The following is a 26,006-nucleotide window of genomic DNA, read 5'->3' as shown; positions in this document are numbered from 1 at the left end:
CCAGGTGCACTGCGACGCGCGGCGCCGTGTTGGTGCATGCGCGGTTGCACGCAGCACCACACAGGTCTTACCCAAGGAGAGACACGTATGGCTAAAGAGATTCTGGTTGCCTTCGGCATCGACGTCGACGCAGTCGCGGGATGGCTCGGCTCATATGGAGGCGAAGACTCGCCCGACGACATCTCGCGCGGCCTGTTCGCCGGCGAAGTCGGCTCGATGCGTCTGCTGAAGCTGTTCGAGCGCGAAAAGATTCGCACCACGTGGTTCATTCCAGGCCACTCGATCGAAACCTTCCCCACGCAGATGAAAGCCGTCGCGGACGCAGGTCACGAAATCGGCATTCACGGTTACAGCCACGAAAATCCGATCGCGATGACGCGCGAGCAGGAAGAGGCGGTGCTCGATCGCAGCATCGAACTGGTCACACAGCTGTCGGGCCGCCGCCCGACCGGATACGTCGCACCGTGGTGGGAATTCAGCACCGTCACCAACGAGCTGCTGGTGGCGCGCGGCATCAAGTACGACCACAGCCTGATGCACAACGACTTCCACCCGTACTACGTGCGCGTCGGTGATGCCTGGACGAAGATCGACTACAGCAAGCATCCCGATACCTGGATGAAACCGCTCACGCGCGGCAAGGAAACGGGCCTCGTCGAAATTCCGGCGAACTGGTACCTCGACGATCTGCCGCCGATGATGTTCATCAAGAAATCCCCCAACAGCCACGGCTTCGTCAATCCGCGCGACATCGAGCAGATGTGGCGCGACCAGTTCGACTGGGTGTACCGCGAGCACGACTACGCGGTGTTCCCGATAACGATTCACCCCGATGTGTCAGGCCGTCCACAGGTATTGATGATGCTCGAGCGCCTCATCGCGCATTTCCGCGGCCATGAAGGCGTGCGCTTTTGTACCTGCGACGAAATCGCCGACGACTTCCTGCGCCGTCATCCGCGCGCTGCGTAGTTCTTTGCCCGGTTTTCAGCTCTAGCTGGTCCGCCGCTGTTGAAGTCACCCTCCGTCTGCCCCGTGAAGGAGCGCAACGATGCAAGAGAATCCGCTGTCCGCCTCTGGCCTCAAGCTTGAAAAAATTCTGCCGGCCGACGTGAAGCGCGCGACCATCGTCGCCTTCTTCGCGTGGGTATTCGCCGTCTATGACTTCATTCTGTTCGGCACGCTGCTGCCGGAAATCGGCAAGCGCTACAACTGGGATGCGGCCGCGCAGGCCGAGATCGCCACCTTCGTCGCGATCGGCACAGCGGTGATCGCGTTTGCGATCGGGCCATTGCTCGACCGGCTCGGCCGCCGCGCCGGGCTGTTGTGGACGGTAGCGGGCGCTGCCGTGTGTTCCGGTCTGACAGTGGCCGGCGGTGCGCTCGGCCAGTGGCCGCTGGTACTGATCCGCTCGCTATCCGGGCTCGGGTACGCGGAAGAAACCGTCAATGCGACTTACCTGAACGAACTCTATTCCGCGGCCAACGATCCGAAGCTGAACCGCAACAAGGGCTTTATCTATAGCCTCGTGCAGGGCGGCTGGCCGATCGGCGCGCTGATCGCCTCAGGCCTCACCGCGCTGCTGTTGCCGCGCATCGGCTGGCAGGGCTGCTTTATCTTCGCGACGTTCCCCGCGATCGTGATCTTCTTCATGACGCGGCGTCTGAAGGAAAGCCCGCAATTTCTGCTCCACAAGCGCATCAAGGAATTGCGCGAAGCGGGCCAGCACAGCGAAGCACGGTCGCTGGCCGGCGAGCACCGCGTCGATTACGAAGAGCATAGCCGCGCAGGCCTCGGCGAAGCGTTTCGCGGCAGCGCATTGCGCGCGACGCTGGTGCTCGGCGGCGGCATTCTGCTGAACTGGTCAGCCATCCAGGTGTTCAGCGTGCTCGGCACCACGGTGCTCACGCGGGTGCACAACGTGTCGTTCGAAAATTCGCTGCTGATTCTGGTGCTGTCCAACGTGATCGGCTATTGCGGCTATCTGTGCCACGGCTGGATTGGCGACAAGATCGGGCGCCGCAATACGCTCGCACTCGGCTGGATGCTCGGCGGCGTGGCGTTTGCGGCAATGCTGTACGGACCGGGCACCGAGGGTGTGGTGGTTGCGCTGTACAGCCTCGGCCTGTTCTTTCTGATCGGGCCTTACTCTGCCGCGCTGTTCTTCATCGGCGAGAGCTATCCGACCGCGATTCGCGGCACTGGCAGCTCGATCGTGCATGCGATGGGGCCGGTCGGCGCGATTCTGGCCGGCATCGGCGTGACCTCGATGTTGAACAGCGGCAGCGACTGGATGCATGCCGCGCTGTGGTTCGGTGCGTTGCCGTGCTTTCTGTCGGGCGTGTTGATCTTTTTCGCAAAGCATGTCGATCCTGCCGCGGTTAAATGACAATTTCGAGGAGTGGTTGAGCCATGAAAGTAGCCATCGTGACCGGCGCGGCCAGCGGCATCGGCCAGGCACTGGCCGTTGCGTATGCGAAGAGCGGTGTTGCAGTAGTGGGCGGATTTTTCCCGGGCGACCCGCACGATCCCGCCAGCACCGAACGTGCCGTGCGTGAGGCGGGCGGCCAATGCGCGATGCAACCGGTCGACGTCGCGTCGGCGGCGCAGGTCGATGCCTTTGCGCAGACGGCAATCGAGCGCTTCGGCCGCATCGACTATGCGGTGGCCAATGCCGGCCTGCTGCGCGCCGCGCCGCTCACCGAAATGCGCGACGAACAATGGCACGAGATGCTCGACGTCGATCTGTCCGGCGTGATGCGCACGTTTCGCTCGGCCGCGCGCCTGATGGCCGACGGTGGCGCGATGGTCGCCGTGTCGTCGATTGCGGGGGGCGTGTACGGCTGGGAAAACCACGTGCATTATTCGGCCGCGAAAGCGGGCGTGCCCGGCTTGTGCCGGGCTGTGGCGATGGAACTCGCGCCGCGCAATATCCGCTGCAATGCGGTGATTCCGGGGCTGATCGAAACGCCGCAGTCGCTCGATGCGGTCAATTCGCTCGGCCCGCAAGGCCTGCGCGATGCGGCGCGCGGCATTCCGCTCAAACGCGTCGGACGCCCCGACGAAATCGCCGCGCTGATCCGCTTTTTGACCAGCGACGACGCGTCTTATATCACCGGCCAGTCGATCATCGCCGATGGCGGATTGACCGTACGGTGGCCAAGCTGACTGGCAGGCGCGTACGCGAATAGATGACAGGAACGACAAAATGACTTCACCGTTTTCGCTCGATGGCCGCCGTGCGGTCGTGACAGGCGCCGCCAGCGGCATCGGCGCGGCGATTGCGCTGGCGTATGCAGCGGCGGGCGCGCGCCTCGTGCTCGCCGATCTGAATGCCGGTCGCCTCGCGCAGCAGGCCGATGCGTGCCGCGCGCGCGGCGCGGTGGTCGAGACCGTCGCCGCCGACGTCGGCGAAGAAGCGGGTGCGAATTCGATCGTCGCGCGCTGCATCGAAGCATTCGGCGGCATCGACGTGCTGGTCAACAACGCGGGCATGCTGACCCAGGCGCGCTGCACGGAACTGACCACCGGGATGTGGGACGAAATGATGCGAGTGGATCTGCGCAGCGTGTTTCTGTGCACGCGCCGCGCGCTGCCGACGATGATCGCGCAGCGTTGGGGCCGGGTGATCAATATCGCCTCGCAACTCGGCATCAAGGGTGGTGCGGAGCTGTGCCACTACTCGGCGGCGAAAGCGGGCGTGATTGGCTTTACCAAGTCGCTGGCACTCGAGACCGCGCCGCATAACGTGCTGATCAACGCGATTGCGCCCGGCCCGATCGAAACGCCCCTCGTCGACGGCATCAGCGCCGCGTGGAAAGCAGCGAAATCGGCGGAACTCCCGTTGCGCCGTTTCGGTCTGGCTGAAGAGGTGGCGCCGACGGCGCTGCTGCTCGCGTCCGATCCGGGCGGCAACCTGTTCGTCGGGCAAACGCTCGGACCGAACTCGGGCGACGTGATGCCCTGAATGCGGAGGTGCAGTATGTGCGGCATGTGCGGTTTGCTCGGCGGCGGGCGGCATTGGTCCAATACAGTGGCACCCGGCGCGGACGTCAATGCGCGTCGGCAGCGCCTCGTGCAAGTCGCGCATGCGAACCGCGTGCTGGCGCCCTTCCGCTTGCGGCTCGACGATTTCCACGGTCAGTCGTTCGTGCTGTCGTCGCCGACTGGCGCGAGCGAGTTGGCCGGCGACCTGATGCGGGTATGGCAGACGGCGGAAAAAATGCTAGGCCGGCCGCTCGATCCGTTGACGCTGTTCGCCGACGAAGACGGCGCGAGCAGCGCCGCAGTGCAGGAACACTGATGAGCCTCGCGTACGACGTGATTCCGGTGACGATCGTCACCGGCTTTCTGGGCAGCGGCAAATCGACCTTGCTGGCCGATGTGCTGCATGGCGCGGCCGCACGCGACACGGCGGTGCTCGTCAACGAGTTCGGCGAGGTCGGGCTCGATCATTTACTGCTCGGCGCCATCGATGCGCAGACCGTGCTGCTCGAGAACGGCTGTGTGTGCTGCGCGATCCGTTCGGATCTGAAAGAGGCGCTTGCGTCGCTATTCTCGCGGCGCGCGCGCGGCGAACTGCCGCCGTTTTCCCGCGTGGTGCTGGAAACCACCGGCCTCGCCACACCGGCGCCGATCGTCGCGACGCTGCTGGCCGACCCGCTGGTTGCGCCTCACTACGTGCTAAACGCGACGGTGACGGTGGTCGACGCCGTGCAGGCCGACTATCAGCGCATGCGGCACCCCGAATGGCTGGCGCAGGTCAGTGCGGCCGATCGTATCGTGATCAGCAAGGCGGACCTCGCCGACGAGGCGACACTGGAGCCGTTGCGCGCGCAACTTCAACGGATCAACCCCGCCGCGCAGATCATGCGGCGCAGCGCCAGCGACGATGCGGCGTGCCTGTTCGCCGCGTCGCAGGCAGTGCCGGATCTCGGCGCGATCGCCACGCGCGCGGGCAACGCGGCGCGCAGATTCGAGGCCGGACAGGCGCGCACGCACTCGCTCGTGCCGCTGCGCACCGCACACGCCGGCCCGCTTGCCGTACCGCTGCCCGCCGACGCCCATCATCTCGACCGCATCGAATCGTTCTGCATCGCGTTCGACGAGCCCGTCGAGTGGCCGGTGTTCACGCTCTGGTTCACGCTCCTGCTGAACCGCCACGGTGATAACATCCTGCGCGTAAAGGGCCTGCTGGCGGTGGCCGGTACGCCGCAGCCGGTAGTCGTGCATGCGGTGCATCATCTGGTTCATCCAGTGCTGCATCTGGACGACTGGCCCGATGCGAATCGCACGGCCCGTCTCGTGTTTATCACCAGCGGCGTGTCGCGTGCCGCGGTGGCCGCTTCATGGCAGCGCTTTTGCCGACATCTACAATCAGCCGAATCCGTCCATTGAATTCCACGCGTTCCAGCCAGCGCGCCGACGGGCGCCCTGCAAGCGGGCCGCAGGCGCCCGCCGTGCATCGCTCGAAGATCGAATTGCGCGTTCTCGGCACCTCGGTCACCTTGCAGGAGCACATCCGCAAGCAGGCCGAGCACGATCTGGGCATCCGCTTGCGCTTTATCGTCGCGGACGGCTCCGACGTGCAGCGCGACGGCGTGATGCGGCCCGAGCGCTACGACCTCTACGACCAGTGGATTCACAGCATCGATTGCCTGTGGCCGGCGCGCGCGCTGCAGCCGATCGAGCTGCGGCGGATCGCGCGCTGGGACGAGATCAACGCACTGCCGCGCACCGGCCATATCGACGGCGGCGCCGGCGTGAGCGCAGGCAGCGTGCCGGCAGAGCGCCTGTATGTGCAGCCAGATGGTTCGCTGGGTAGCGCGCCGAGCGGATCGATCAGCATGCTGCCGCTCACGCATAACGCCGATAGCTTCGTCTATCTGCCCGACGAATTGCCCGACACGCTGCTGGCCGGCGAAGAAAGCTGGGCATGGCTGCTCGCACCGCAACTGGCCGGCCGTGTCGCATTGCAGGCGGACCCGGCGATCGGCGCGATCGATGCGGCGCTCGCCGTGCAGGCCAGTGGTTTGATGAGCTTCGCCAACATCGGCAACCTGAGCATCGAGGAAATCGACGCGCTGATCAGCACGTTGATCGAATTCAAACGACGCGGCCATTTCGCCGGCTTCTGGTCGAGTTTCGCCGATGCTGCGCAACTGGCCATCGCGCAGCGCGTGGTCATTCAGAGCATCTGGTCGCCGGCGACCGTCGAACTGGAGCGCGCGGGCTTGCGTTTCCGGCTGGCCTGCCCGAAGGAAGGCTATCGCGCATGGTTCGGCGGCATGTCGATCTCGCGGCTCGCGCATGGCCGCGTACTGGATGCGGCATACGCATATCTGAACTGGTGGACGGACGGCTGGGCCGGCGCGACGATGGCGCGGCAGGGATATTACATCGCGAACCCGGAGCGCACCCGTGGTTTCCTCAGCGACGGAGAATGGGCGTACTGGTACGATGGTGCGCCCGCTTCGGCGGAATTGCCGGGACCCACACGCAAGCATCTGGTGCACGTTGGGCAGCAACGCGACGGCGGCAGCTACACGTCGCGCATGAGCCGGATTGCGGTGTGGAATTCGGTGATGGACGAGCATAACTACCTGGTGCGCCGCTGGACCGAATTCATGCGGTCCTGAGCGCACCGTGCCAAGACGATGACAAGACGCGCAAGCGCCACACCTGTAGCCAAAGCCGCGGCGGCCGGCCGCGCGCAGCAGAGTCTCGCCGGCAGCGATGCGCGGTTGCGCTACCGGCTGATTCACGATCAGCTGAAAAGCGCGATTGCCCACGGGCGCATCACGCCGGGTCTCGTGCTGCTCGAGGGACCGGTGGCACGTATCTTCGGCACCAGCCGCGAACCAGTGCGCAAGGCTTTCGAGATGCTGCACGCGGGCGGCCTGCTTCATACCTTCGACGGGCGCGGCTATCTTGCGGCGCGGCCCGACGGTAGCGCAGCGGCGCCGGTGCGTATGCCTTTATCCGAGGCTGCACTCGGGTTTGCCGAGCCGCCGCAGCCGCTCGATACGCGCTCGCACAGCGAGCGCATTTACGAGCAGCTCGAAGCGGCCATTTCGCTCGGCATCGTGTTCGGTCATTTCCGCATCGACGAAAGCCATGCGGCGCAGAGCTTCGGCGTAAGCCGCGGCACGGTGCGCGAAGCGTTGAGCCGTTTGCGCGATCTCGGGCTGGTCGAGAAGTCCGCGTATTCGCACTGGCTGTGCGGGCCATTGACGGCGCGTGCAGTCGCCGAAGACTATGAACTGCGCGTGCTGCTCGAACCCGCCGCGTTAAGTGCCGCGGCGCGCGCGGTGCCGGCCGAGCACATACGGGCGGCGCTCGCGGAGCTCGATCAGGCGATTGCCGATCCCGATTCCGTCCATGCCGCCGCGCTGTATCGGCTCGAGATGACGTTGCATGCCGATTTCCTGCACTACGCGCCGAACCGCAAACTGCTCGAAACGATCGGCCGCGCGCATTTGCCGTTGACGGTCAATCACGCGTTTTATGAAGCCTTCGGGTTGCATCCGGATCGCGGCATGCTGCTCGAGCACCGTGCGGTGCTCGAGCAGCTGTCGCGCGGCGACGTGCCTGCTGCCGTGCAGTTACTCGCGGAGCATCTGCGCGCCGGGCAAAAGCGCACGCTGCAACGTCTGAAAGTGATGGCGGTGTTGCCGGAACCTGAATTGCCGCCTTATATGCAGCGAATCGCGTAGTGCGTATGAAAGTGAATTCATCTGGGTGAAGCGCAGTGGTGGTGGTTGTTGCCGGAGGCATCGTCAGTTCGTCAAACGGCGGAAGGCAGCAGGAGTCGAACCTGCCAGAGAGTGTCTGACACCCCCTACCGGGTTTGAAGCCCGGCCGCACCACCCGATGCGTATGCCTTCCGTTGACAACCCGTCGCCCTACAACGTCTCGCTTAATCTGCTGTCCACACGCAATAAATGAACATCGCGCTGAAATCGCGTATACCCGACACGGTCGAAAAACTCCAACACCTGAATCGCCCGTTTACGTCCAAGCCCCGTTCCATCGCGAAACGCCGCTGCTGAAAGCGCCCCGCCATGCTCCGCCGCCAGTTGCGCAACGACGCGCGCAAGTTCGCGCATCGCATCGCGATGGTAAAAAAGATCGCGTACCACCTGATACACGTCGCCCTGCCGCGCAAGCTTGCGCAACAGCGCACGTACGTCGTCTTCATCTCGATGCACGGTTGCAGCCAGCTCCCGCACCCAGGGCGGATCGAAGCGCCCTTCCATGATTAAAGGCAACAGCACTAGCCTAAGCGCTTCCTCCTGTTTGTCGAGCGACACCGAATGCTCGGGCAGATGCAGCCATGGCCCGCTCCTCGAAACAAGGCCTTCGGAAACAAGCGCATCGATTAACGCCCGCCACAGCGCATCGGCTAGCAACGGCGCTGCGATGCGCCGCAGACGCGCCGAATCCGGCCCTTGCTCATCCGGAAACCGCGCGTGAAAGGTCTGCAATGCGCTGGTGACCCGCTCGCTCATTGCGTCCCAGTGACGCCTCAGCACGAGGAACCCGTCATCAGCCGCTTTACCGTGTAGCGCAATGTCGATCACGTCACGCGGCAACTGCAGCGCGTTGTGCGGCACCCCCGTCAAACACACGAGCGTCGAGCGCTGCATTCCCCGTGGCGCGTGATCGAGCAGCGCCTCGATGCGCCGCTCGTCCAGCCAAATCTGCAAGGCATCGAGCGAGGCGCGTCGTTCGGCGGTTCTACGCTTGCGTGCGGGACCGAACGGATCGAGCACACGCCCGCCGCCGACCGTGCGCGTCGCCTGCGCGTTGCGCACAATAAAACGATCGCCGGGCAGCGCGCAAAGCGGCGTATCGAACACGAGTTGCGCACGCGCCTTTTCGCCGGCCGTCAGCGTATCGCCATCGAGCAAAGCGACATGCGCGACACGATGTGTCGTGCCGAGATGAACGTGCAACGGCGTCCAGTGTTGCAAGGTAACGCCCGCCTCTTCGAGCAGCGTCAACTCGACATCGAGCCGCTCCGATGGCGTTGCCAGGCCCGCATCGACAATCCAGTCGCCGCGCCCAATCGCATCCTTGTCGATACCGGCAAGGTTGAGCGCGCAACGTTGTCCCGCGTAAGCGCTGTCCGCCGCGCGATTCTGCGCATGGATGCTGCGCACGCGAACCGGCCTGAGCGCCGGAGCAAGCATCAACGTTTCTCCCGCCGTCACACGCCCCGCGAAAACCGTTCCCGTCACGATCGTTCCGTGGCCGGCAAGCGTAAACACGCGATCGATTGCCAGACGGAATAGCGCATCATCGCGACGCTCGCGCAGAACAGGCGCCGCAACATCGCGAAGCCAGCCCTTGAGTTCGCCAACACCGGCATCGCCGTCAACAGTCGCATTCGTTTCGAAAACCGGCGCCGCAGCAAATCCGGTCGATGTAAGCCACACGCCGATCTCATCGCGCACTTGTGCAAGCCGTGCCGCATCGACGCGATCGACCTTCGTCAACACGACGGCGCCTCGTGTCACGCCTAGCAATTCCAGAATCGCCAGATGCTCGCGCGTTTGCGGCATCACGCCGTCGTCGGCCGCAATCACGAGCAACGCAACGTCGATGCCGCATGCACCCGCCGCCATCGTATGCACAAGCTTTTCGTGACCCGGCACGTCGATCACGCCAAGCACCTCGCCGTTGGCGAGCGGTGTATACGCGTAGCCGAGTTCGATCGAAATGCCGCGCGCTTTCTCTTCTTTCAGGCGGTCGGTGTCGACGCCAGTCAGCGCACGCACGAGCGTCGTTTTGCCGTGGTCGATATGACCCGCGGTGCCGACGATCATAGGCGCAGCTCCGCGCATTGCGCGATAAACGTTGCCTCGTCCGCAGCCTCGAGGCAACGCAGATCGAGACGCAAGGTATCGTCGGCGATGCGGCCGAGCACCGGGCGCGGCAATTCGCGCAACGCCTTTTCCAGCTGCATCAGCGCGCGCCCGCCGCGCTTGGCGCCGGCAACGCGCATGGCAATTCCATAGCTCGGCAACTGATCGACCGGCAATGCGCCGCTGCCGATCTGGCTGAACATCGGCTCGACCGCGGCTGCGTAACGTTCGCCGAGCGCGAGCTGCAAAGCGGGCTGCACCCGCAGCGCCGCCGCGTGTATATCGGACGCGGAACGCGTCAGAAGACGCAACGTCGTCAGCCTTTGTGCGAGCAATTCGGGCGCACGATACAACTGCAGCACCGGTTCGAGCGCCGCCAGCGTAAGCTTGCCCACGCGCAGCGCGCGCTTTAGCGGATGCTTTTTGATCTTGCGAATCAATGCTTCGCGCCCGACGATCAAACCCGCCTGCGGACCGCCGAGCAGCTTGTCGCCGCTGAACGTGACGAGATCGGCGCCCGCGTCGATCGTGCCGCGTACGGTCGGCTCGACAGGCAGGCCCCATTGCGCGAGATCGATCAGCGTTCCGCTTCCGAGATCGTACACAACGGGCAGCGCGTGACGATGGGCAATGTGCGCAAGTTCGCCGATATCGACGCTCTTCGTAAAACCGCTGATTGCATAGTTGCTGCAATGCACTTTCATCAGCAACGCGGTGCGCGCGTTAATCGCCTCTTCGTAATCTTTTGCATGCGTACGGTTGGTCGTCCCGACTTCGCGCAGCCGCGCGCCGGCACGCGACATGATGTCGGGAATTCGAAACGAGCCGCCTATTTCGACGAGTTCGCCGCGCGAGACAACCACTTCCTGCTTCGGTGCAAGCGCCGACAGGGTCAGCAAAACAGCGGCCGCGTTGTTGTTGACGACGGTTGCCGCTTCGGCGCCTGTCAGTTCGCAGATCAGATCGTCGATCAGATCGTCGCGGTCGCCGCGCGCACCGGTAGCGAGATCGAATTCGAGATTGGCGGGCCGCGTCAGCGCGCCGACGACCACGCGCACTGCTTCATCGGGCAACAAGGCGCGTCCGAGATTCGTATGCAGAACCGTGCCAGTGAAATTGAATACGGCGCGCAGACGGCTGCGCGCGCGTGCTTCGAGCATGCGGCTCGCGTGCGCGACGATTCGTTCCTCGCACGAAACACCGGTGCCGTCGAATTGGTTCGCATCCGTCGCAGCCGTTGCATCGGTGTTCGCCGACGCTTGCGCAAGCAACTCGGCCCGCAACGTATCGAGCGCCGCACGCACTGCATCGAGGACCTGCGTGCGCCCATATGCGTCGCTCAACGACTGCACCGCGTGCGCCGACATCACCCGCTCGACTGCAGGCAAGCGCGCCAGTTGCGCGCGCCGCCGCTCACTCGTCGCCGCATCGCTCACGCGTGCCTCCCGCTTAACGGTCCGAGGTTGCTTCAGGCCACAGCAGCGGGTTCGGCGCACTGCGCCGATAACCCGCTTCGTTCATCAACAGATCGAGCGTGAGGCTCGCGAGATCATCCGCAAGCGGCTCGATATCGACATCCTTTTCGAGGTATCCAATCTTCCGGTACGTATGGCATTCGTCGCACGATTCGGCTTTCCACGCCTCGTTGCCGCCTTCGACGCCGTGGTACGCAATGCCTTTCGTCGAATCGCAATGCGAGCATTTCACGCGAACCATATGCGTTTCGGTGCCGCACAATCCGCATTGCAGATAGCGATAACCCTGGTACGGACCGCCGATGCGAACGACGCTTGCAACCGGTTGCGCACCGCAGACCGGGCACGCGCCCGGCGTGTCGAGATAAGGAATGTCGCGCATGTCGAGCCGGCTCGCGAGATCACACCATACGACCTGCAGCGCAGCCACGATGAACGGCGCGGTAGCCCGATCGACTTCGTTGAAGCGCTGCGACGCAATCGCATCCGCTTGCGCATCGAGCTGCGCGGCGCTCGCCAGACGCAGCCCGTCGAGCACTTTGCCGAGCACGGGCGACACCGCGCCCGCGGCCTCGATGCGATCGAGCACGCGCTGCAACACGTCGCGCCATGCGGGGTCGCGTTGCGGCGTAACCGCCGGCAAGAGAGGCATCGAGGATTGCTGTGCCCGCGCAATTGCGTCGGCGTCCGGCATCGCCGCCTCGAACTTTGCGAGCACCTGTTGTTGCGCATCGGCAAGCGACGCCATCAGCCGCAAATAGCCGCCGATCGGATTACCGTTCGCCAGCGTGCGCAGGCGCGCCGCGCGGGTGGAAAAGAACGATGCCCGTTCGGGCAGACGGATGCGCGGGATGGCGGACGGATCGAGCGATTCGATCTGCCCCGGCTCGAGTATGCGCTGCACCAATTGCGTGGCTCCGGTTGCGCGTCATGTGGGGATTGGCACACGCTAACGCGTGCATGCCATTTCCGATTCTGGCGTCGGTTTCGCCGATCGGCAAGCGCAAAACCCGCGGCCTGCGCGAATCGCCGCCCACACGCATGCAGGCAAGCGTCGGCGCATGCTATTTGACGCTCTCGCGGAACCAGCGCGGATGATGTTTTCTGGCCCAACCGAGCGTGACCGTGCCGCGCACCATCGCGCCGACCGAGCCCTTGACCCATAGCGCCGCATAGATATGCACGATGATGCCGACGATCAGCACGAACGCCGCGATCGCATGCACGAGCGCCGCCGCCCTGACGAATCCGATCGGAAAATAAAACGAAAAATACGCGCGCCAGATCACGATGCCGCTCAGCAGCAGCAGTACGACGCACGCCACCATCACGAAGAACAGCAGCTTCTGCCCGGCGTTGTAGCGCCCGACTTCCGGCAGTTTTTCCTCGCGATTGGCGATTACGTCGTCCATTTGACGTATCCATTGCCAGTCGTTGTCGTCGAGATAGTTGTGACGCCAGAATCGCAGCGCGAGAATCAGGAACGACACGAACATCACGAGCCCGACGAACGGATGCAGAATGCGCGTCCACTGGCCGCCTCCGAACAGCGCGGACAGCCAGAACATGGCCGGATGAAACATCGCGAGACCGGATAGCGCGAGCAGCACGAACGTTATGGCGGTAATCCAGTGATTCGTGCGCTCGTTCGCCGTATAGCGCACGATCAGGTTCGGATCGTGTTCTTTCATTTCGTCGGCTCCTCGGTTTTGCCTTCCGGCCTGTCGACGGTTTGCGCGCTGCGCCGCTCGCGAATTCTGCGGGCCTCGTCGCGTGCCGCGACTTCGTCGTCTTCGCTCACTTCGTTGGGACCGACGCGCGTGTAGTGGAAAAAGCCAGCAAGCGCGGTCAGCGCGATGCCTGCCAGCGCAAGCGGCTTGGCAATGCCCTTCCAGACGCGCACCATCGGGCTGATCGCCGGGTTGTCGGGCAAACCGTGATACAGCGACGGCTGGTCCGCATGGTGCAGCACATACATCACATGCGTACCGCTTACGCCAGCCGGGTCGTACAAGCCCGCATGCTCGAAGCCGCGCTCCTTGAGGTCGACGATGCGTTCCTGCGCATGCGCGATCATGTCGACCTTGGTGCCGAACACGATCGCACCGGTCGGGCACGTTTTCACGCAAGCGGGCTCCTGGCCTACCGCGACGCGATCCGAACAGAGCGTGCATTTGTAGACGCGATGATCCGCCTTCGAGATTCGCGGAATATTGAACGGACACCCGGCAATGCAATAACCGCAGCCGATGCAGTTCTCCTGATGAAAATCGACGATGCCGTTCGTGTACTGCACGATCGCGCCCGGCGACGGACACGCTTTCAAACAACCTGGATCCTCGCAATGCATGCAGCCGTCCTTGCGGATCAGCCATTCGAGATTGCCGTTCGGATTTTCGTATTCGGCAAAGCGCATCACCGTCCACGAATGTTCGGTGAGGTCGCGCGGATTGTCGTAGACGCCCGTGTTGATGCCGATTTCATCGCGTAAGTCGTTCCATTCCATACATGCGGTCTGACACGCCTTGCAGCCGATGCACTTCGTAACGTCGATCAGCTTCGCGACGCTGCCGGTAGCCGGTTCGCGCACCGACGTCGGCTGCACGGTGGTAGCCGACTGGCGTCTGATATCGAGTGATTGCAGTGCCATGGCGCCCCCTATGCCTTCTCGACTTTCACGAGGAACGACTTGAACTCCGGCGTCTGGGTATTACCGTCGCCGACGAATGGCGTCAGCGTGTTCGTCAGATAGCCGGGCTTGGTCAGGCCTTTGAACCCCCAGTGCAGCGGAATGCCGACGGTCTGGATCTTCTTGCCGTCGACCGTCAACGGCTTGATCCGCTTCGTCACGACCGCTACCGCGACGATATAGCCGCGGTTGCTCGACACCCGCACGCGATCGCCCGCCACGACACCGAGCTCGTTGGCGAGGTCTTCGCCGATCTCGACAAACTGCTGCGGCTGAGTAATCGCGTTGAGGCGCGCGTGCTTGGTCCAGAAGTGGAAATGCTCAGTGATGCGATAGGTGGTCGCCACATGCGGGAACGCCGACGCTTTGCCGAATGCCGCGCGATCGTCAGGGAATACCCGCGCACCGGGGTTATTCGTCGCAAGCGGATTGTGCGGGTGAAACGGGTTGTAGCCGAGCGGCGTTTCAAACGGCTCGTAGTGCTCGGGGAACGGTCCTTCGTTCATCGCATCGCGCGCGAAGAAACGTGCGACGCCCTCCGGGTTCATGATGAACGGACCCATGCCGGCGTCCGGATTCTCGTCCGCCTTGAAGTCGGGAATATCGGCGCCGGTCCACGCCTTGCCGTTCCACGAAATAAGCCTGCGCGACGGGTCGAACGGTTTGCCGTTCAGATCGCACGAGGCGCGGTTGTACAGCACACGGCGATTCACGGGCCACGCCCATGCCCAACCGAGCGTCTGGCCGATGCCGGTCGGATCCGAATTGTCGCGCCTGCCCATCTGGTTGCCGGCCTGCGTCCACGAGCCGCAGAAAATCCAGCAGCCGCTCGCTGTCGTGCCGTCGTCCCGCAGTTGCGCAAAGCTCGATAGCTGGTCGCCGGCCTTGGCCAGCACCTTCGACGGATCGTTCGGATCGGTCACATCCGCGAGCGCCTTGCCGCTGAACTCCATCGCGATCTCTTCCGGCGTCGGGCTGTCGGGGTGCGCATACGGCCAGTTGATCTTCAGCAGCGGATCGGGATACTTGCCGCCGTTTTTCTGATAAGCGGCGCGCATCCGCAGGAAAATGCCCGACATGATCTCAAGATCGCTCTTTGCTTCGCCCGGCCCCTGCGCGCCCTGCCAGTGCCATTGCAGCACGCGTGACGAACTGACGAGCGAGCCGCGTTCCTCGGCAAAGCAGGTGGTAGGCAGGCGGAACACCTCGGTCTGGATTTGCGATGAATCAACGTTGTTATATTCGCCGTAGTTCTTCCAGAACTCGGACGTCTCGGTGGCAAGCGGATCCATGATCACGAGCCATTTGAGCTTCGAGAACGCCGCAGTCATCTTCGCCTTGTTCGGCGCCGATGCAAGCGGGTTGAAGCCCTGCGCGAGATAGCCGTTCACCTTGCCTTGTGCCATCAGCTCGTAGATCTGCAGCATGTCGTACGGTTTGTCGAGCTTCGGCAGATAGTCATAGCCCCAGTTATTGTCGGCGCTTGCCGCGTCGCCGTACCACGACTTCATCATGCTGACGAAGAACGCGCGGTAGTTCTTCCAGTAGCTCAACTGGTTGGGCCGCAACGGTTGCGCCGCGCGTTTCTTGATATATCCCTCGAAATCCTGTTCGCCCTCGTTCGGCAGGGTCATATAGCCGGTCAGCAGATTCGACATCAGACCGAGGTCGGTTAGGCCCTGAATATTCGAGTGGCCGCGCAACGCATTCATGCCACCGCCCGCAATGCCGATGTTGCCCAGCAGCAATTGCACCATCGCGCCGCAGCGGATCATCTGCGAGCCGATCGAGTGCTGCGTCCAGCCGAGCGCATAGAGAATCGTGCCGGCACGGTTCGGCGTCGCGGTGGTCGCGAGCATTTCGCAAACCTTGAGGAACTTGTCCTTCGGCGTGCCGCATACCTTTTCGACCATCTCGGGCGTGTAGCGCGAATAGTGCTGTTTCATCAGGTTGTACACGCAACGGGGATTCTGCAGTGTCTCGTCGATTTTCACGAAGCCGTCGTCGCCGAGTTCGTAATTCCACGAGGTCTTGTCCGCGTATTTGTGGTTCTGCGCGTCGTAACCTGAATAAATGCCGTCGTCGAACGCGAAATCTTCGCGCACGAGGAACGTGAAGTCCGTATAGTTCTTCACGTATTCGTGCTGGATCTTGTCGTTCGCCAACAGGTAATTGATCACGCCGCCGAGGAACGCGATATCCGTGCCGGTCCGGATCGGCGCGTAAAAATCCGCGACCGATGCAGTGCGGTTAAAACGCGGATCGACGACGATCAGCTTCGCGCGGCGATGCGCTTTCGCCTCGGTGACCCATTTGAAACCGCACGGGTGCGCCTCGGCCGAGTCGCCGCCCATCACCAGAATCACGTCGGCATTCTTGATGTCGACCCAATGGTTCGTCATCGCGCCGCGGCCAAACGTCGGGGCAAGACCTGCCACCGTCGGGCCGTGTCAGACACGCGCCTGGTTATCGAATGCGAGCATCCCGGTCGCGCGGATCACCTTGTGCGTCAGATAGCCGACCTCGTTGCTGCTCGCCGACGCGGCCAGCATGCCGGTGGTGAGCCAGCGGTTGACCTTTTTGCCGTCCGCGGTGGTCTCGATGAAATTCGCATCGCGATCGTCCTTCATCAGCTTCGCGATGCGCTCGAGCGCGTCGTTCCACGAGATCGGTTGCCAGTCCTTGCCGCCGGGCGGCCTGTACTCGGGTACGAGTAACCGGCTCTCGCTATGAATGAAGTCGATCAGGCTCGCCCCCTTCGGGCACAGCGTGCCGCGATTGACCGGATGGTCGGGGTCGCCTTCGATATGAATGATGCTTGCGGTCGCGTTCTTCGCACCGTCGCCGAGACCGTACATCAGAATGCCGCAGCCGACCGAGCAATAAGGACATGTGTTGCGGGTTTCCGTGGTACGCGACAGTTTGTATTGCCGCACTTCGGCAAGCGCAACGTCGGGCGAGTAGCCGAGCAAAGCCAGGCTCGACCCCGCGAGTGTGGTTGCACTCACCTTCAGGAACTGACGCCGGGACATCTGTAGCATGGAAGCCCTCGCGTTCGGTGGTGGGGTAATAAAAAGTATAAGTCGTTATCACGGCCTGTCAGCTTCGGCAAATATGCGGGAAAACGCGGTTAAGCTGGCAGACAGCGAACCCGGCGAACCCCGGCTAACCCGAGCGAGTCCCGCACCGCAACAACAGGCATACGGATTGCACCGCTACCGGCGCAGTGGGCAGCGCGCCGTCAGTCGACGGTCTCCTGAGTCGCCGAGCAGTTCCCGTGTCATCCCCGGACAGGAAGAATCGCCATGGAACTCGAATCTCTTTCCGCGCAAAAGATCGAAAAAGCCGCCCGGTTGCAGGCGTCATGGGCCGTCGGCGCATTGCGGCAGTTCATCGAAAACCGGTGTCCGGCACTGGCCGCGAGCATCGCCTTCTACGCAGCTTTCTCGCTCGCGCCGACCCTCGTCATGGTGATCGCGGTGGCGGGCTGGTTTCTCGGCGGCGAAGCCGCGCGCGGCGAGCTCTACCGCCAGGTGCATACCGTGCTCGGCAACGACGCCGCAGCCGCGATCACGACCATCGTGCAGAACGCGCATCGCAGCGGCGGCGCAGGCGGCACCGCTGCGATCATTTCGTTCGTGTTGCTTGCGATCGGTGCATCCGCAACATTTTCGTCGCTCAATAGCGCGCTCAATATCGTGTGGCCCTCGACCGGCCCGCGTGCGTCGAGCGTCATCGCGCTCGTGCGTGTGCGTCTGATTTCGTTCAGCCTCGTGCTCGGCGTCGCCTTCCTGCTCATCGTGTCGCTCGTGCTCGATGCGGGCATTACGTTTGTCGGCAACTGGCTGTGGGGCGATTCACCCTATGTCGTGATCGGCAACCTGCTGCAACTGGCCGTGGGGCTGCTCGTGCTGTCGCTGGCCTTTGCGGGATTGCTGAAGTTTCTCCCCGATGCGCCCGTGCGCTGGCGCGATTCGCTGGTCGGCGGCTTTGTCGCGGCTGTGCTGTTCTCGGCGGGCAAGAAGCTGTTTGCGCTGTATCTCGCGCACGCGGGAACGGCCAATTCGTTCGGCGCGGCAGGTTCCCTTGCGGTGCTGCTGATGTGGCTGTACTTCTCGGCACTCGTGCTGCTGCTCGGCGCGGAGTTCGCCGCGGCACGCGGCCGGCTTCACGACCCGCGCGGCGCATGGGCATTTCTGCACGCGACGCCGCCGGGCAGTCGCGCGATGATCGCATCGGTACTCGCCGCGCCGACAGCCGGCGTCGATGCCACGCGCCGCAGCGCGGCGCTGCGCGGCAAATCGCAGGATCGCGCGCAAGCAGCGCCGGAAACGCTGAACGCGGCGCAAGCGCCGGCTGCGACGAAAGCCGCGAGCGTGGATGGATACGCTCGAACCGCCGCTGAATCTGCCGCGGGAACCGCGACCGGAACGGCCGGAGCCTTCACAGCGACATCCACGAGAGCAATCGCCGCGGCACCCGTTACGGGCAGCGGCATCGAACAGACTCCCGGCGATAAGCCCGGCGCAATCGGCAAAGCCGTCCGCGTGTGCCGCTCGGTCGTGCACGCCGAAACGCGCGCGACCCAGGCCGCGGCCGTGACGCTCGTCCAGGCGGGACGCACCGCGGCGGCGGCCGACCGCTACGTGCGACGACACCCGTGGAGCTCGGTGCTGGTCGCGGCGGGCACGGCGATCATCGTCGCCGCAGTGGCCGGCCGCAACGGCGGCAACCGCTAGATCAGCCACGGCCGCCCCCGCGCCGGACCACATTTCCGCACGGCTTGTCCATCCGCTCGCACTGAAAGCGGACCGTTAGCAGGTTTACTCCGCGCCTGAACCAACGATTCCGCACAGACAACTACATTACAAAAAGCCATCGACAAACAGCCACTTACACAATTCCAGGACGATATATCACACCAAATCAACAATAATGCTGGATGGACGATAGAACATTGCTTTTATTGCAATAATCACGTTTAGGCTTGTGAGACAAGGGTTTCGCCTACCTGTCACATTTTCGATACACCTTTATTTTTTTCGTTTCTTGTGCATGGACCCCCTGCGTTATTCTCCGTTTCGCAACAACTAAACAATCATCTGCGTGGAGATTTGGATGAAACGAATCGCACTGTCTACCCTCTCGCTGGCTCTGCTCGGTGCTACCAGCGCGGCGCACGCCCAGAGCAGCGTGACCTTGTATGGCGTCCTCGACGATGCGTTCCAGTGGGTACACCACGCGAACCCGGCGAATGACAACCTCTATCACCTGCAGTCAGGAAACATCCAAGGTAATCGTTGGGGTCTGAAAGGTACCGAAGACCTCGGCGGCGGCCTCAAGGCGATCTTCCAGCTGGAAAGCGGCTTCGATCCGAACAACGGCAAGGCCGGCCAGGGCGGTCGCCTGTTCGGCCGTCAGGCGTACGTCGGTCTGACGCAGGACCAGTACGGCACGCTGACGGTGGGTCGTCAGTACGACCCGCTCGTCGACATGATCCAGCCGATCACGGCCGACAACTTCTGGGGCAGCATGTTCGCCACGCCGGGCGACGTCGACAACAACGACAACAGTTCGCGTACGAACAACTCGTTCAAGTATGTGTCGCCGGTCTGGGGCGGCTTCCAGTTCGAAGGCATGTACGCGTTCGGCGGCGTGGCCGGCACGACCGGTTCGGGCCAGTCGTGGGGCGGTGCCGCAACGTACGGCATGGGTCCGCTTAACGTTGCCGCGGGCTACTTCCGCATGGACAACGCGAATGGCTTCGCCGCTCGCGGCGGCGCACTGCCGACGGCTGCCAACCCGCTCGGCACGGCGCCGGGCTGGAGCACGGGCGCAACGTCGGACGCTACGTTCGACGGCTCGACGATCAACAGCGCCTACGCATCGGCGAAGTCGATCAGCATCACGTCGGCGGCTGCCCAGTACGTGGTCGGTCCGTTCACGTTCAATGCGCGTTACAGCTTCGCACAGTACAAGCCGGACGCATTCTCGGCGTTCAGCAATCAGGAGAAGTACCACGTCGCAGGCGCTTACGCGGGCTACCAGCTGTCGCCGGCCCTGCTGCTGGGCCTCGGCTACACCTGGACGCACGGTGCGGGCGATACGTCGTCGAACTACCACCAGGTTTCGGCCGGTGCCGACTACTCGCTGTCGAAGCGTACCGACGTCTACCTGATGGGCGCATACCAGCACGCGAGCGGCACGCAACGCGTCGACGCGGCGACGACGACCGACGCGAAGGCTTCGATCGGTTCGTACGGCTTCCAGGCTGGCTCGAACACGCAGGAAATGGTCAGCATCGGTATCCGTCACAAGTTCTAAAAGCAACAACAAAACTGCGCAGCGTGAAGCTCTACGCTGCAGTTCGAAGCCAGCCGAAGGTGCAAGCCGAGGCTGGCTTTTTTCTTGTGTGCGTTGTTGTGTGCGGTTGTTCGATGTTCGGCCGCCAGGGGTCGTTCAGCGCGGTGTTTTCGGCTTGTCGGACTGGGCCAGCGTTTGAGCGGGCCGCACGTCGAGCGCATCGTGAGCAACGGCCGAAGGTGCGTGAACCAGCAGGCTCTCGCTTTCGATATCGGCGTGCGGAATGACCGCCGTATCCCGCCAGTCCGGGTCCGGGATTTCGGCGAACACCTGCCGCAACCGGTCGCCCCATGTGCGGTGAATCATCTGGTAGTAGGCGTTATCCTGCGTGACCGTCACGAAACGCGTGACGCGCAGTGCATCCTTCTCGTAGACAAGCAGATCGAGCGGCAAACCCACCGACAGATTCGAGCGCAAGGTCGAATCCATCGAAATCAGCGCGCACTTGGCCGCTTCGTCGAGCGGCGTCTGCGGCACGAGCACACGATCGATAATCGGTTTGCCGTATTTCGATTCGCCGATCTGAAAATACGGATTCACACTCGATGCTTCGATGAAATTGCCGGCCGAATAGATCATGAAAAGGCGCGGCCGCGGCACGGTACGGGGAGCATGTTCGTCGGCGTTGCCGGCATCAGCCTGCGCGATCTGGCCGCCGAGAATGAAACTGCAATTGAATTCGACGCCGAACTGCTGCAACGCCTGTGAATCCCGCTGATGCACGTTGCGTACCGCGCGGCCGACCACGGCCGCTGCATCGGCCATCGTCGATACGGTCCACAGCGTCGGTTCGAGCGGGTCGGACGGTTCGGACAATTCGCGCAGCACCGCCTGCGTGAGCGACAGGTTGCCGGCGCCGAGCAACACGAGCACGCGTTCGCCCGGGTGCTCGAACACGGACATCTTGCGCGCCGTGCTGATATGGTCGACGCCGGCGTTGGTTCGCGTGTCCGACAGAAACACGATTCCTTCATCGACGCTCAGTGCGACGCAATACGTCATGGCAAATTCCTGGAGGCAAAACGGACGACGCCGTTATTGTAAGCGCCATCAACGCCATCGGCGCCATGCGCGCCGGCCACGACCGTCGCGATCGTCGTATCCGTGCGACTGATGCGATTGATGCTATCGCCGCTATCGCTGCTATTGCGGCGACTGCTCGAACGCGCTGACGGCAACCGACACGTCGAGCCGTTCGCCGTGGCCGCCGATGCGTCGCCCGCGCACAGGCGACGCCGCTTCGTAGTCACGCGCGACGGCAAGCCGGCAATACACGTCCGAAGCAAACGCCGCATGCGTGACGTCGACCGACACCCAGCCGACGCCCGTCAGCCAGACGTCGACCCATGCGTGGCTCGCGGCATCGTCGACTTCGCCGGGCTCGATATAGCCGCTCACGTAGCGCGCCGGCACGTTGCGCGCGCGACAGCAGGCAAGCATCAGATGCGTATGGTCCTGGCAGACGCCGCGGCCAAGCGCGAGCGCCTGCGCCGCCGTGCTCGTCACCTCGGTGATGCCCGACTGGAACGGCACGCGTTCGACGATCCGCTCGGCAAGCGTAATCAGCGCGGCCGGCGTGTCGAGCGGCGGCGCGGCGTGCGCGAGTTCGCTGATCGCCGGATCGGCGTCGGTCAAACGCGTCGCGCACGTGAAGTGTTCAAGCGGAATCGGACCGGCGTCTTCGTTCAGACAGCCGTCGAAAAGCGGTATCGTTTCGACTTCGCCCGACACATGCACACGAATCTCGTCGTGCGGACGGTTCATGACGAGCGTGTGCAGCGCGTTGCCGTACGCGTCGAACGCCGAATCGAGCTTGCCGGGTGCGTCGAGAAACCAGCGTCGCACGGTCTGCGACGAACCGCTCAATGGGGTCAGCCGCAGTTGCTGGATCGAATAGTGGACCGTCGCATCGTAGCGATAGACCGTTTCATGGCGGATCGTCAGAAACATAAGGGCACTCCGTACGGGCTTTCTTCAGGCCACCGGCAGCAGTAAATAGGTGCGAGCGACGAGATTGCCGAGCTCGAACACGCGCGCGAGGAACTGCGTGAGCCACGCATGCAGCCCCGCTTCGAAAATCTGCCGGATATCGGCATATAACAGCTCAGCACGAAGCTTGCCCGCGAACCGCTCGCACGTATTCGAGCCTTCGGTGCGCAGCATCGCGAGATTCGCGCAGACGCCGTCAAGCGACGCGAGCAGCGAACGCGGCATCTGCGAGTTCAGGATCATCAGTTCGACGACGCGCGCCGGCGTCACGACATCGCGATAGACCTTGCGGTAAATCTCGAGCGCCGACACCGAACTCAGGATCGACGTCCAGTAATAGAAGTCTTCGAGCTGGCGCGCGGCGTCGCGCGAATTGGGCGCCGCGTCGGCGAAACGCACGTCGAGAATCCGCGCGGTATTGTCCGCGCGCTCGAGAAACGTGCCGAGCTGTGTGAAGAAAAACGCGTCATCCTGCAACGCAGTGCCGATCGTCACGCCGCGCGACAGATGCGAACGGAACTTCACCCACTCGAAGAGCGCGGCCGGATTGGCGGCCAACTGGCCCGCCGCAATGCGTTCGTTGAACTCGAGCCATGTGTCGTTGATCGTTTCCCACCATTCGGTCGTCAGCGTGCCGCGCACGGCGCGCGCGTTCTCGCGCGCAGCCTGCAGACACGAGTGGATGCTCGACGGGTTGGCCGCATCGGCCACCATGAAGTCGACCACATGCTCGCGCGCCGGTTCGGCGTAACGCTGCGAAAAGGCGCTTTCGAGCTCGGAAATGCGCAGCACCGCGCGCTGCGTGCGGGCGTCCTGTTCGGACGTCTGCGGCAGCAACTGTGCCTTCAGGTTGATATCGAGCATGCGCGCGGTGTTCTCGGCGCGCTCCATGTAGCGCGCCATCCAGAACAGGTGGTCGGCAGTGCGGCTCAGCATGATGACCTTCCTTTATTGTTGTTCAGTCGACCATCCACGTATCTTTCGTCCCGCCGCCCTGCGACGAATTGACGACGAGCGACCCCTGCTGCAGCGCGACGCGCGTGAGGCCGCCCGCCACCATCGTCACAGTCTTGCCGGACAGCACGAACGGACGCAGGTCGATATGGCGCGGCGCGATGCCGGCTTCGACGAACGTCGGACACGCGGACAGCGCGAGTGTCGGCTGCGCGATGTAGCCGGCCGGCCGCGCGAGGAGGCGCGCGCGAAATGCTTCGATTTCAGCCGCGGTCGCGGCCGGGCCGACGAGCATGCCGTAGCCGCCCGCACCGTGCACCTCCTTCACGACGAGTTCGGGCAGATGGGCGAGCGTATAGGCGAGATCGTCCGGCTTGCGGCACTGGTAGGTCGGCACGTTGTTGAGAATCGGCTTCTCGCCAAGGTAGAACTCGATCATCTGCGGCACGTACGGATAGATCGACTTGTCGTCGGCGATGCCGGTGCCCATCGCATTCGCCAAGGCGACGCGGCCGGCGCGATACGCTGTGAGAAGCCCGGGCACGCCGAGCGCCGAATCCGGGCGGAACGCGAGCGGATCGAGAAAATCGTCGTCGACGCGGCGGTAGATCACGTCGACGCGCCGCGGTCCTTGCGTGGTGCGCATGAATACGTAGTTGTCGTCGACGAACAGATCCTTGCCTTCGACGAGCTCGACACCCATCTGCTGCGCGAGAAACGTGTGCTCGAAGTATGCCGAGTTGTACATGCCCGGCGTCAGCACGACGACGACTGGATCGTCGACGCCCGCCGGCGCGACCGAGCGCAGCATGTCGAGCAGCAGGTCGGGATAATGCGCGACCGGCGCGATACGGTTCTGCACGAACAGCTCGGGGAAGAGCCGCATCATCATCTTGCGGTTCTCGAGCATGTACGAGACACCGGACGGCACGCGCAGGTTGTCCTCGAGCACATAGAACTCGCCGTCCATCCCGGCACGCACCACGTCCACGCCGGCGATATGCGCGTAGACGTCGAGCGGCACGTCGACGCCCTGCATCTCGGGCCGGTACTGCGCATTCGTGTAGACCTGGTCCGCGGGGACGATGCCGGCGCGCACGATATTGCGCTCGTGATAGACGTCATGGATAAAGAGGTTCAGCGCCTGCACGCGCTGGCGCAAGCCGGCTTCGAGCGTGCGCCACTCATCGCGCGGAATGATGCGGGGAATCAGGTCGAATGGAATGAGCCGCTCGGTGCCGGACAGGTCGCCATTCACAGCGAACGTAATGCCGACGCGCCTGAAAAGCAGATCCGCCTCGGCGCGTTTGCGCGCGATCGCTTCATTGCCCTGTTGCTCGAGCCAGTTCGCAAAGCGCGTGTAGTGCGGCCGCACGGCTTCGTCGTGATGACGCATCTCGTCATAGCATCGCATGTCACGCCCCGCTCTTTTTGTCGGATAGAAGGCGAATGCGCTGCGCATTCGGTGTCCAGCTGTCTCAAGCAAGCGTTATGCCATTGACCCGACAGGCCGTGCGCTGCAGGGGCAATGGTCGTGGCCCGGGCATCAGAATGAAACCCATGGCGACGAGCGAAATGCACACCGCTACGCACTGCGAACGCGCAATACCGCATGAAGCTGCCCGAAGAAGTTGCCCGAGCGTCGAGCGCGGCCGCAAATGACTTGATTCGATCGTACCGCGCAGGGCGGCGATGCGCTACCAAGGTGCGCGATGCAGCGCACCAGGACCGGTTCGATGCAGCGGCGACCCGAGTTAGGGAATCCGGCGGGAAGTAGCAGGCTAAAAGCAGTTGGAACAAGCAGGCGGTTAAAACGGACAGTCAAAGAAAGCCGTCTACACGAACACCGCCCGATCAGTCCGGCGGTTACCAGGACCGCGGAATAAAAAAATCCCCGCGAGTGTTCCTCGCGGGGATTCAAAGACAGACATCGGTAGTGTCCATCGTCATCGCCCGAAGACGGCGACGATCGAACCACGCCGTGCCGATCCTTAGGCCGATGCTGCGTCCTTCAGCTTCTTCAGCGCACGTGCCTTGACACGCACCGAAGCCGGCTTTGCCGGGAACCAGCGCTCTTCACCCGTGAACGGGTCCTTGCCGAAGCGCTTCTTCTTGGCCGGGACGGCTTGCACCGAGATCTTCAGAAGACCCGACAGCGTGAATTCGCCGGCGCCCTTCTTGTGAACTGCGCCGAGGATCGTGTCTTCGAGCGCTGCCAGTACTGCCTTCGTGGACTTCGGTTCAACGCCCGCGCGTTCAGCCACGTGATTGGCCAGCGAGGCCTTCGTGAAGGTGTCCTTGATCGGCGACGGTGCGCCGGACGCCTTCACGGCGACCTTCTTAGCCGCGGCTTTCTTTGCGGGAGCTTTCGTCGCAGCGGCCTTCTTGGTCGCTGCGGTGGTCGCCTTCTTGGCAACCTTCTTTGCGGAAGTCGGCATGTTTCTCCTACCTGTTGTTGGTCAGTGAGCCACGAAGCGTACACGACATGTGTACGCTTCACGCGGGATTCTACAAGCGCAAAGGCGTTTCGCGCGAATCTTTTATGCGTCGATACGTTCTTTTGTTGCGTGCCGCAGACTACGCGACACATTTTGACGCTTGTTTTACGGGTTAAAAGTCATCCCGTCGCATTTCGTAGGTACCTGTACACCACCTTTTGGAATCGGGCGT

21 protein-coding genes and 1 tRNA gene are annotated in these 26,006 nt (G+C 63.3%); 10 read left to right on the top strand and 12 right to left on the bottom strand.

What is annotated here, in order from left to right; all coding sequences use genetic code 11:
• Positions 1-87 precede the first annotated feature (87 nt).
• The 8 genes from BTO02_RS24820 (at position 88) to BTO02_RS24785 (ending at position 7,712) form a co-directional block, all read left to right on the top strand.
• Positions 88-969 (top strand): polysaccharide deacetylase family protein, encoded by an 882-nt coding sequence (locus BTO02_RS24820; RefSeq protein ID WP_075159834.1) that lies wholly within the window; start codon positions 88-90, stop codon positions 967-969.
• A 79-nt stretch (positions 970-1,048) separates the two neighbouring features.
• Complete coding sequence (locus BTO02_RS24815; RefSeq protein WP_075159833.1) at positions 1,049-2,386, top strand: MFS transporter; 1,338 nt, start codon at positions 1,049-1,051, stop codon at positions 2,384-2,386.
• Positions 2,387-2,409: 23 nt separating this feature from the next.
• On the top strand, positions 2,410-3,165 hold the full coding sequence (locus BTO02_RS24810) for an SDR family NAD(P)-dependent oxidoreductase (protein WP_075159832.1): 756 nt from the start codon (positions 2,410-2,412) through the stop codon (positions 3,163-3,165).
• A 40-nt stretch (positions 3,166-3,205) separates the two neighbouring features.
• The gene (locus tag BTO02_RS24805; protein WP_075159831.1) at positions 3,206-3,964 is read left to right on the top strand and encodes an SDR family NAD(P)-dependent oxidoreductase; all 759 of its coding nucleotides are present in this window, start codon (positions 3,206-3,208) and stop codon (positions 3,962-3,964) included.
• Between the two features lie 15 nt (positions 3,965-3,979).
• Positions 3,980-4,300 carry a hypothetical protein gene (locus BTO02_RS24800; protein ID WP_075159830.1) on the top strand — a complete coding sequence of 107 codons (321 nt, stop codon included), beginning with the start codon at positions 3,980-3,982 and terminating at the stop codon, positions 4,298-4,300.
• Positions 4,300-5,394, top strand: a complete 1,095-nt coding sequence (locus tag BTO02_RS24795; RefSeq protein ID WP_075159829.1) for a CobW family GTP-binding protein — start codon at positions 4,300-4,302, stop codon at positions 5,392-5,394. The genes BTO02_RS24800 and BTO02_RS24795 overlap by 1 nt, the downstream gene beginning before the upstream one ends.
• 62 nt (positions 5,395-5,456) lie before the next feature.
• Positions 5,457-6,635, top strand: coding sequence for an ABC transporter substrate-binding protein (locus tag BTO02_RS24790; RefSeq protein ID WP_075161351.1), 1,179 nt, complete (start codon positions 5,457-5,459; stop codon positions 6,633-6,635).
• 18 nt (positions 6,636-6,653) lie between these two features.
• On the top strand, positions 6,654-7,712 hold the full coding sequence (locus BTO02_RS24785) for a GntR family transcriptional regulator (RefSeq protein ID WP_083615351.1): 1,059 nt from the start codon (positions 6,654-6,656) through the stop codon (positions 7,710-7,712).
• A 79-nt stretch (positions 7,713-7,791) separates the two neighbouring features.
• On the opposite strand, the gene BTO02_RS24780 is transcribed toward BTO02_RS24785, so the two are convergent.
• From BTO02_RS24780 to fdnG, 7 genes are all read right to left on the bottom strand, one after another.
• Positions 7,792-7,884 (bottom strand) — tRNA-Sec (locus tag BTO02_RS24780).
• A 17-nt stretch (positions 7,885-7,901) separates the two neighbouring features.
• On the bottom strand, positions 7,902-9,827 hold the full coding sequence (gene selB, locus BTO02_RS24775) for a selenocysteine-specific translation elongation factor (RefSeq protein ID WP_075159828.1): 1,926 nt from the start codon (positions 9,825-9,827) through the stop codon (positions 7,902-7,904).
• A complete protein-coding gene (gene selA / locus BTO02_RS24770) occupies positions 9,824-11,302 on the bottom strand; it encodes an L-seryl-tRNA(Sec) selenium transferase (protein WP_075159827.1) in 1,479 nt (492 codons plus the stop codon). Before selA ends, selB begins: the two co-directional genes overlap by 4 nt.
• A 13-nt stretch (positions 11,303-11,315) precedes the next feature.
• Positions 11,316-12,248 (bottom strand): formate dehydrogenase accessory protein FdhE, encoded by a 933-nt coding sequence (gene fdhE, locus BTO02_RS24765; protein WP_075159826.1) that lies wholly within the window; start codon positions 12,246-12,248, stop codon positions 11,316-11,318.
• A gap of 157 nt (positions 12,249-12,405) precedes the next feature.
• On the bottom strand, positions 12,406-13,032 hold the full coding sequence (locus BTO02_RS24760; protein WP_075159825.1) for a formate dehydrogenase subunit gamma: 627 nt from the start codon (positions 13,030-13,032) through the stop codon (positions 12,406-12,408).
• Complete coding sequence (fdxH, locus tag BTO02_RS24755) at positions 13,029-13,991, bottom strand: formate dehydrogenase subunit beta (RefSeq protein ID WP_075159824.1); 963 nt, start codon at positions 13,989-13,991, stop codon at positions 13,029-13,031. The genes BTO02_RS24760 and fdxH overlap by 4 nt, the downstream gene beginning before the upstream one ends.
• Before the next feature lie 8 nt (positions 13,992-13,999).
• The gene (fdnG, locus tag BTO02_RS24750) at positions 14,000-17,071 is read right to left on the bottom strand and encodes a formate dehydrogenase-N subunit alpha (RefSeq protein WP_156883975.1); all 3,072 of its coding nucleotides are present in this window, start codon (positions 17,069-17,071) and stop codon (positions 14,000-14,002) included.
• A gap of 264 nt (positions 17,072-17,335) precedes the next feature.
• Between fdnG and BTO02_RS24740 the strand changes: the two genes are divergently transcribed.
• Together BTO02_RS24740 and BTO02_RS24735 are read left to right on the top strand one after the other, a co-directional pair.
• Positions 17,336-18,769, top strand: coding sequence for a YhjD/YihY/BrkB family envelope integrity protein (locus tag BTO02_RS24740; protein WP_075159822.1), 1,434 nt, complete (start codon positions 17,336-17,338; stop codon positions 18,767-18,769).
• A 379-nt stretch (positions 18,770-19,148) separates the two neighbouring features.
• Complete coding sequence (locus BTO02_RS24735) at positions 19,149-20,354, top strand: porin (protein ID WP_075159821.1); 1,206 nt, start codon at positions 19,149-19,151, stop codon at positions 20,352-20,354.
• Positions 20,355-20,489: 135 nt separating this feature from the next.
• Here the strand turns inward: BTO02_RS24735 and BTO02_RS24730 are convergent, their stop codons facing one another.
• The 5 genes from BTO02_RS24730 to BTO02_RS24710 all read right to left on the bottom strand — a co-directional run bounded on the left by BTO02_RS24730 (position 20,490) and on the right by BTO02_RS24710 (position 25,774).
• Positions 20,490-21,395, bottom strand: coding sequence for a proteasome-type protease (locus BTO02_RS24730; RefSeq protein ID WP_075159820.1), 906 nt, complete (start codon positions 21,393-21,395; stop codon positions 20,490-20,492).
• A gap of 141 nt (positions 21,396-21,536) precedes the next feature.
• Complete coding sequence (locus tag BTO02_RS24725; RefSeq protein ID WP_075159819.1) at positions 21,537-22,343, bottom strand: transglutaminase family protein; 807 nt, start codon at positions 22,341-22,343, stop codon at positions 21,537-21,539.
• 24 nt (positions 22,344-22,367) lie between these two features.
• Entirely contained in the window at positions 22,368-23,318 is a 951-nt protein-coding gene (locus BTO02_RS24720) for an alpha-E domain-containing protein (RefSeq protein WP_075159818.1), read from the bottom strand.
• Positions 23,319-23,340: 22 nt separating this feature from the next.
• Entirely contained in the window at positions 23,341-24,750 is a 1,410-nt protein-coding gene (locus BTO02_RS24715) for a circularly permuted type 2 ATP-grasp protein (RefSeq protein WP_075159817.1), read from the bottom strand.
• A gap of 577 nt (positions 24,751-25,327) precedes the next feature.
• A complete protein-coding gene (locus BTO02_RS24710) occupies positions 25,328-25,774 on the bottom strand; it encodes an HU family DNA-binding protein (protein WP_075159816.1) in 447 nt (148 codons plus the stop codon).
• Between the last annotated feature and the right edge of the window lie 232 nt (positions 25,775-26,006).

It is taken from the genome of Paraburkholderia sp. SOS3, assembly GCF_001922345.1.
In the GTDB taxonomy this organism is placed as follows: Bacteria; Pseudomonadota; Gammaproteobacteria; order Burkholderiales; family Burkholderiaceae; genus Paraburkholderia.
Note: the sequence above shows the minus strand (reverse complement) of the source record. Positions and strands in the feature narration are given on the sequence as shown.

Excerpts from the sequence above, each read along its gene's own strand:
- BTO02_RS24820 (WP_075159834.1), top strand. The coding sequence starts at position 88 with ATGGCTAAAGAGATTCTGGTTGCCTTCGGCATCGACGTCGACGCAGTC.
- BTO02_RS24815 (WP_075159833.1), top strand. The coding sequence starts at position 1,049 with ATGCAAGAGAATCCGCTGTCCGCCTCTGGCCTCAAGCTTGAAAAAATT.
- BTO02_RS24810 (WP_075159832.1), top strand. The coding sequence starts at position 2,410 with ATGAAAGTAGCCATCGTGACCGGCGCGGCCAGCGGCATCGGCCAGGCA.
- BTO02_RS24805 (WP_075159831.1), top strand. The coding sequence starts at position 3,206 with ATGACTTCACCGTTTTCGCTCGATGGCCGCCGTGCGGTCGTGACAGGC.
- BTO02_RS24800 (WP_075159830.1), top strand. The coding sequence starts at position 3,980 with ATGTGCGGCATGTGCGGTTTGCTCGGCGGCGGGCGGCATTGGTCCAAT.
- BTO02_RS24795 (WP_075159829.1), top strand. The coding sequence starts at position 4,300 with ATGAGCCTCGCGTACGACGTGATTCCGGTGACGATCGTCACCGGCTTT.
- BTO02_RS24785 (WP_083615351.1), top strand. The coding sequence starts at position 6,654 with ATGACAAGACGCGCAAGCGCCACACCTGTAGCCAAAGCCGCGGCGGCC.
- selB (WP_075159828.1), bottom strand. The coding sequence starts at position 9,827 with ATGATCGTCGGCACCGCGGGTCATATCGACCACGGCAAAACGACGCTC.
- BTO02_RS24760 (WP_075159825.1), bottom strand. The coding sequence starts at position 13,032 with ATGAAAGAACACGATCCGAACCTGATCGTGCGCTATACGGCGAACGAG.
- fdxH (WP_075159824.1), bottom strand. The coding sequence starts at position 13,991 with ATGGCACTGCAATCACTCGATATCAGACGCCAGTCGGCTACCACCGTG.
- BTO02_RS24740 (WP_075159822.1), top strand. The coding sequence starts at position 17,336 with ATGGAACTCGAATCTCTTTCCGCGCAAAAGATCGAAAAAGCCGCCCGG.
- BTO02_RS24735 (WP_075159821.1), top strand. The coding sequence starts at position 19,149 with ATGAAACGAATCGCACTGTCTACCCTCTCGCTGGCTCTGCTCGGTGCT.
- BTO02_RS24730 (WP_075159820.1), bottom strand. The coding sequence starts at position 21,395 with ATGACGTATTGCGTCGCACTGAGCGTCGATGAAGGAATCGTGTTTCTG.
- BTO02_RS24725 (WP_075159819.1), bottom strand. The coding sequence starts at position 22,343 with ATGTTTCTGACGATCCGCCATGAAACGGTCTATCGCTACGATGCGACG.
- BTO02_RS24720 (WP_075159818.1), bottom strand. The coding sequence starts at position 23,318 with ATGCTGAGCCGCACTGCCGACCACCTGTTCTGGATGGCGCGCTACATG.
- BTO02_RS24715 (WP_075159817.1), bottom strand. The coding sequence starts at position 24,750 with ATGCGATGCTATGACGAGATGCGTCATCACGACGAAGCCGTGCGGCCG.
- BTO02_RS24710 (WP_075159816.1), bottom strand. The coding sequence starts at position 25,774 with ATGCCGACTTCCGCAAAGAAGGTTGCCAAGAAGGCGACCACCGCAGCG.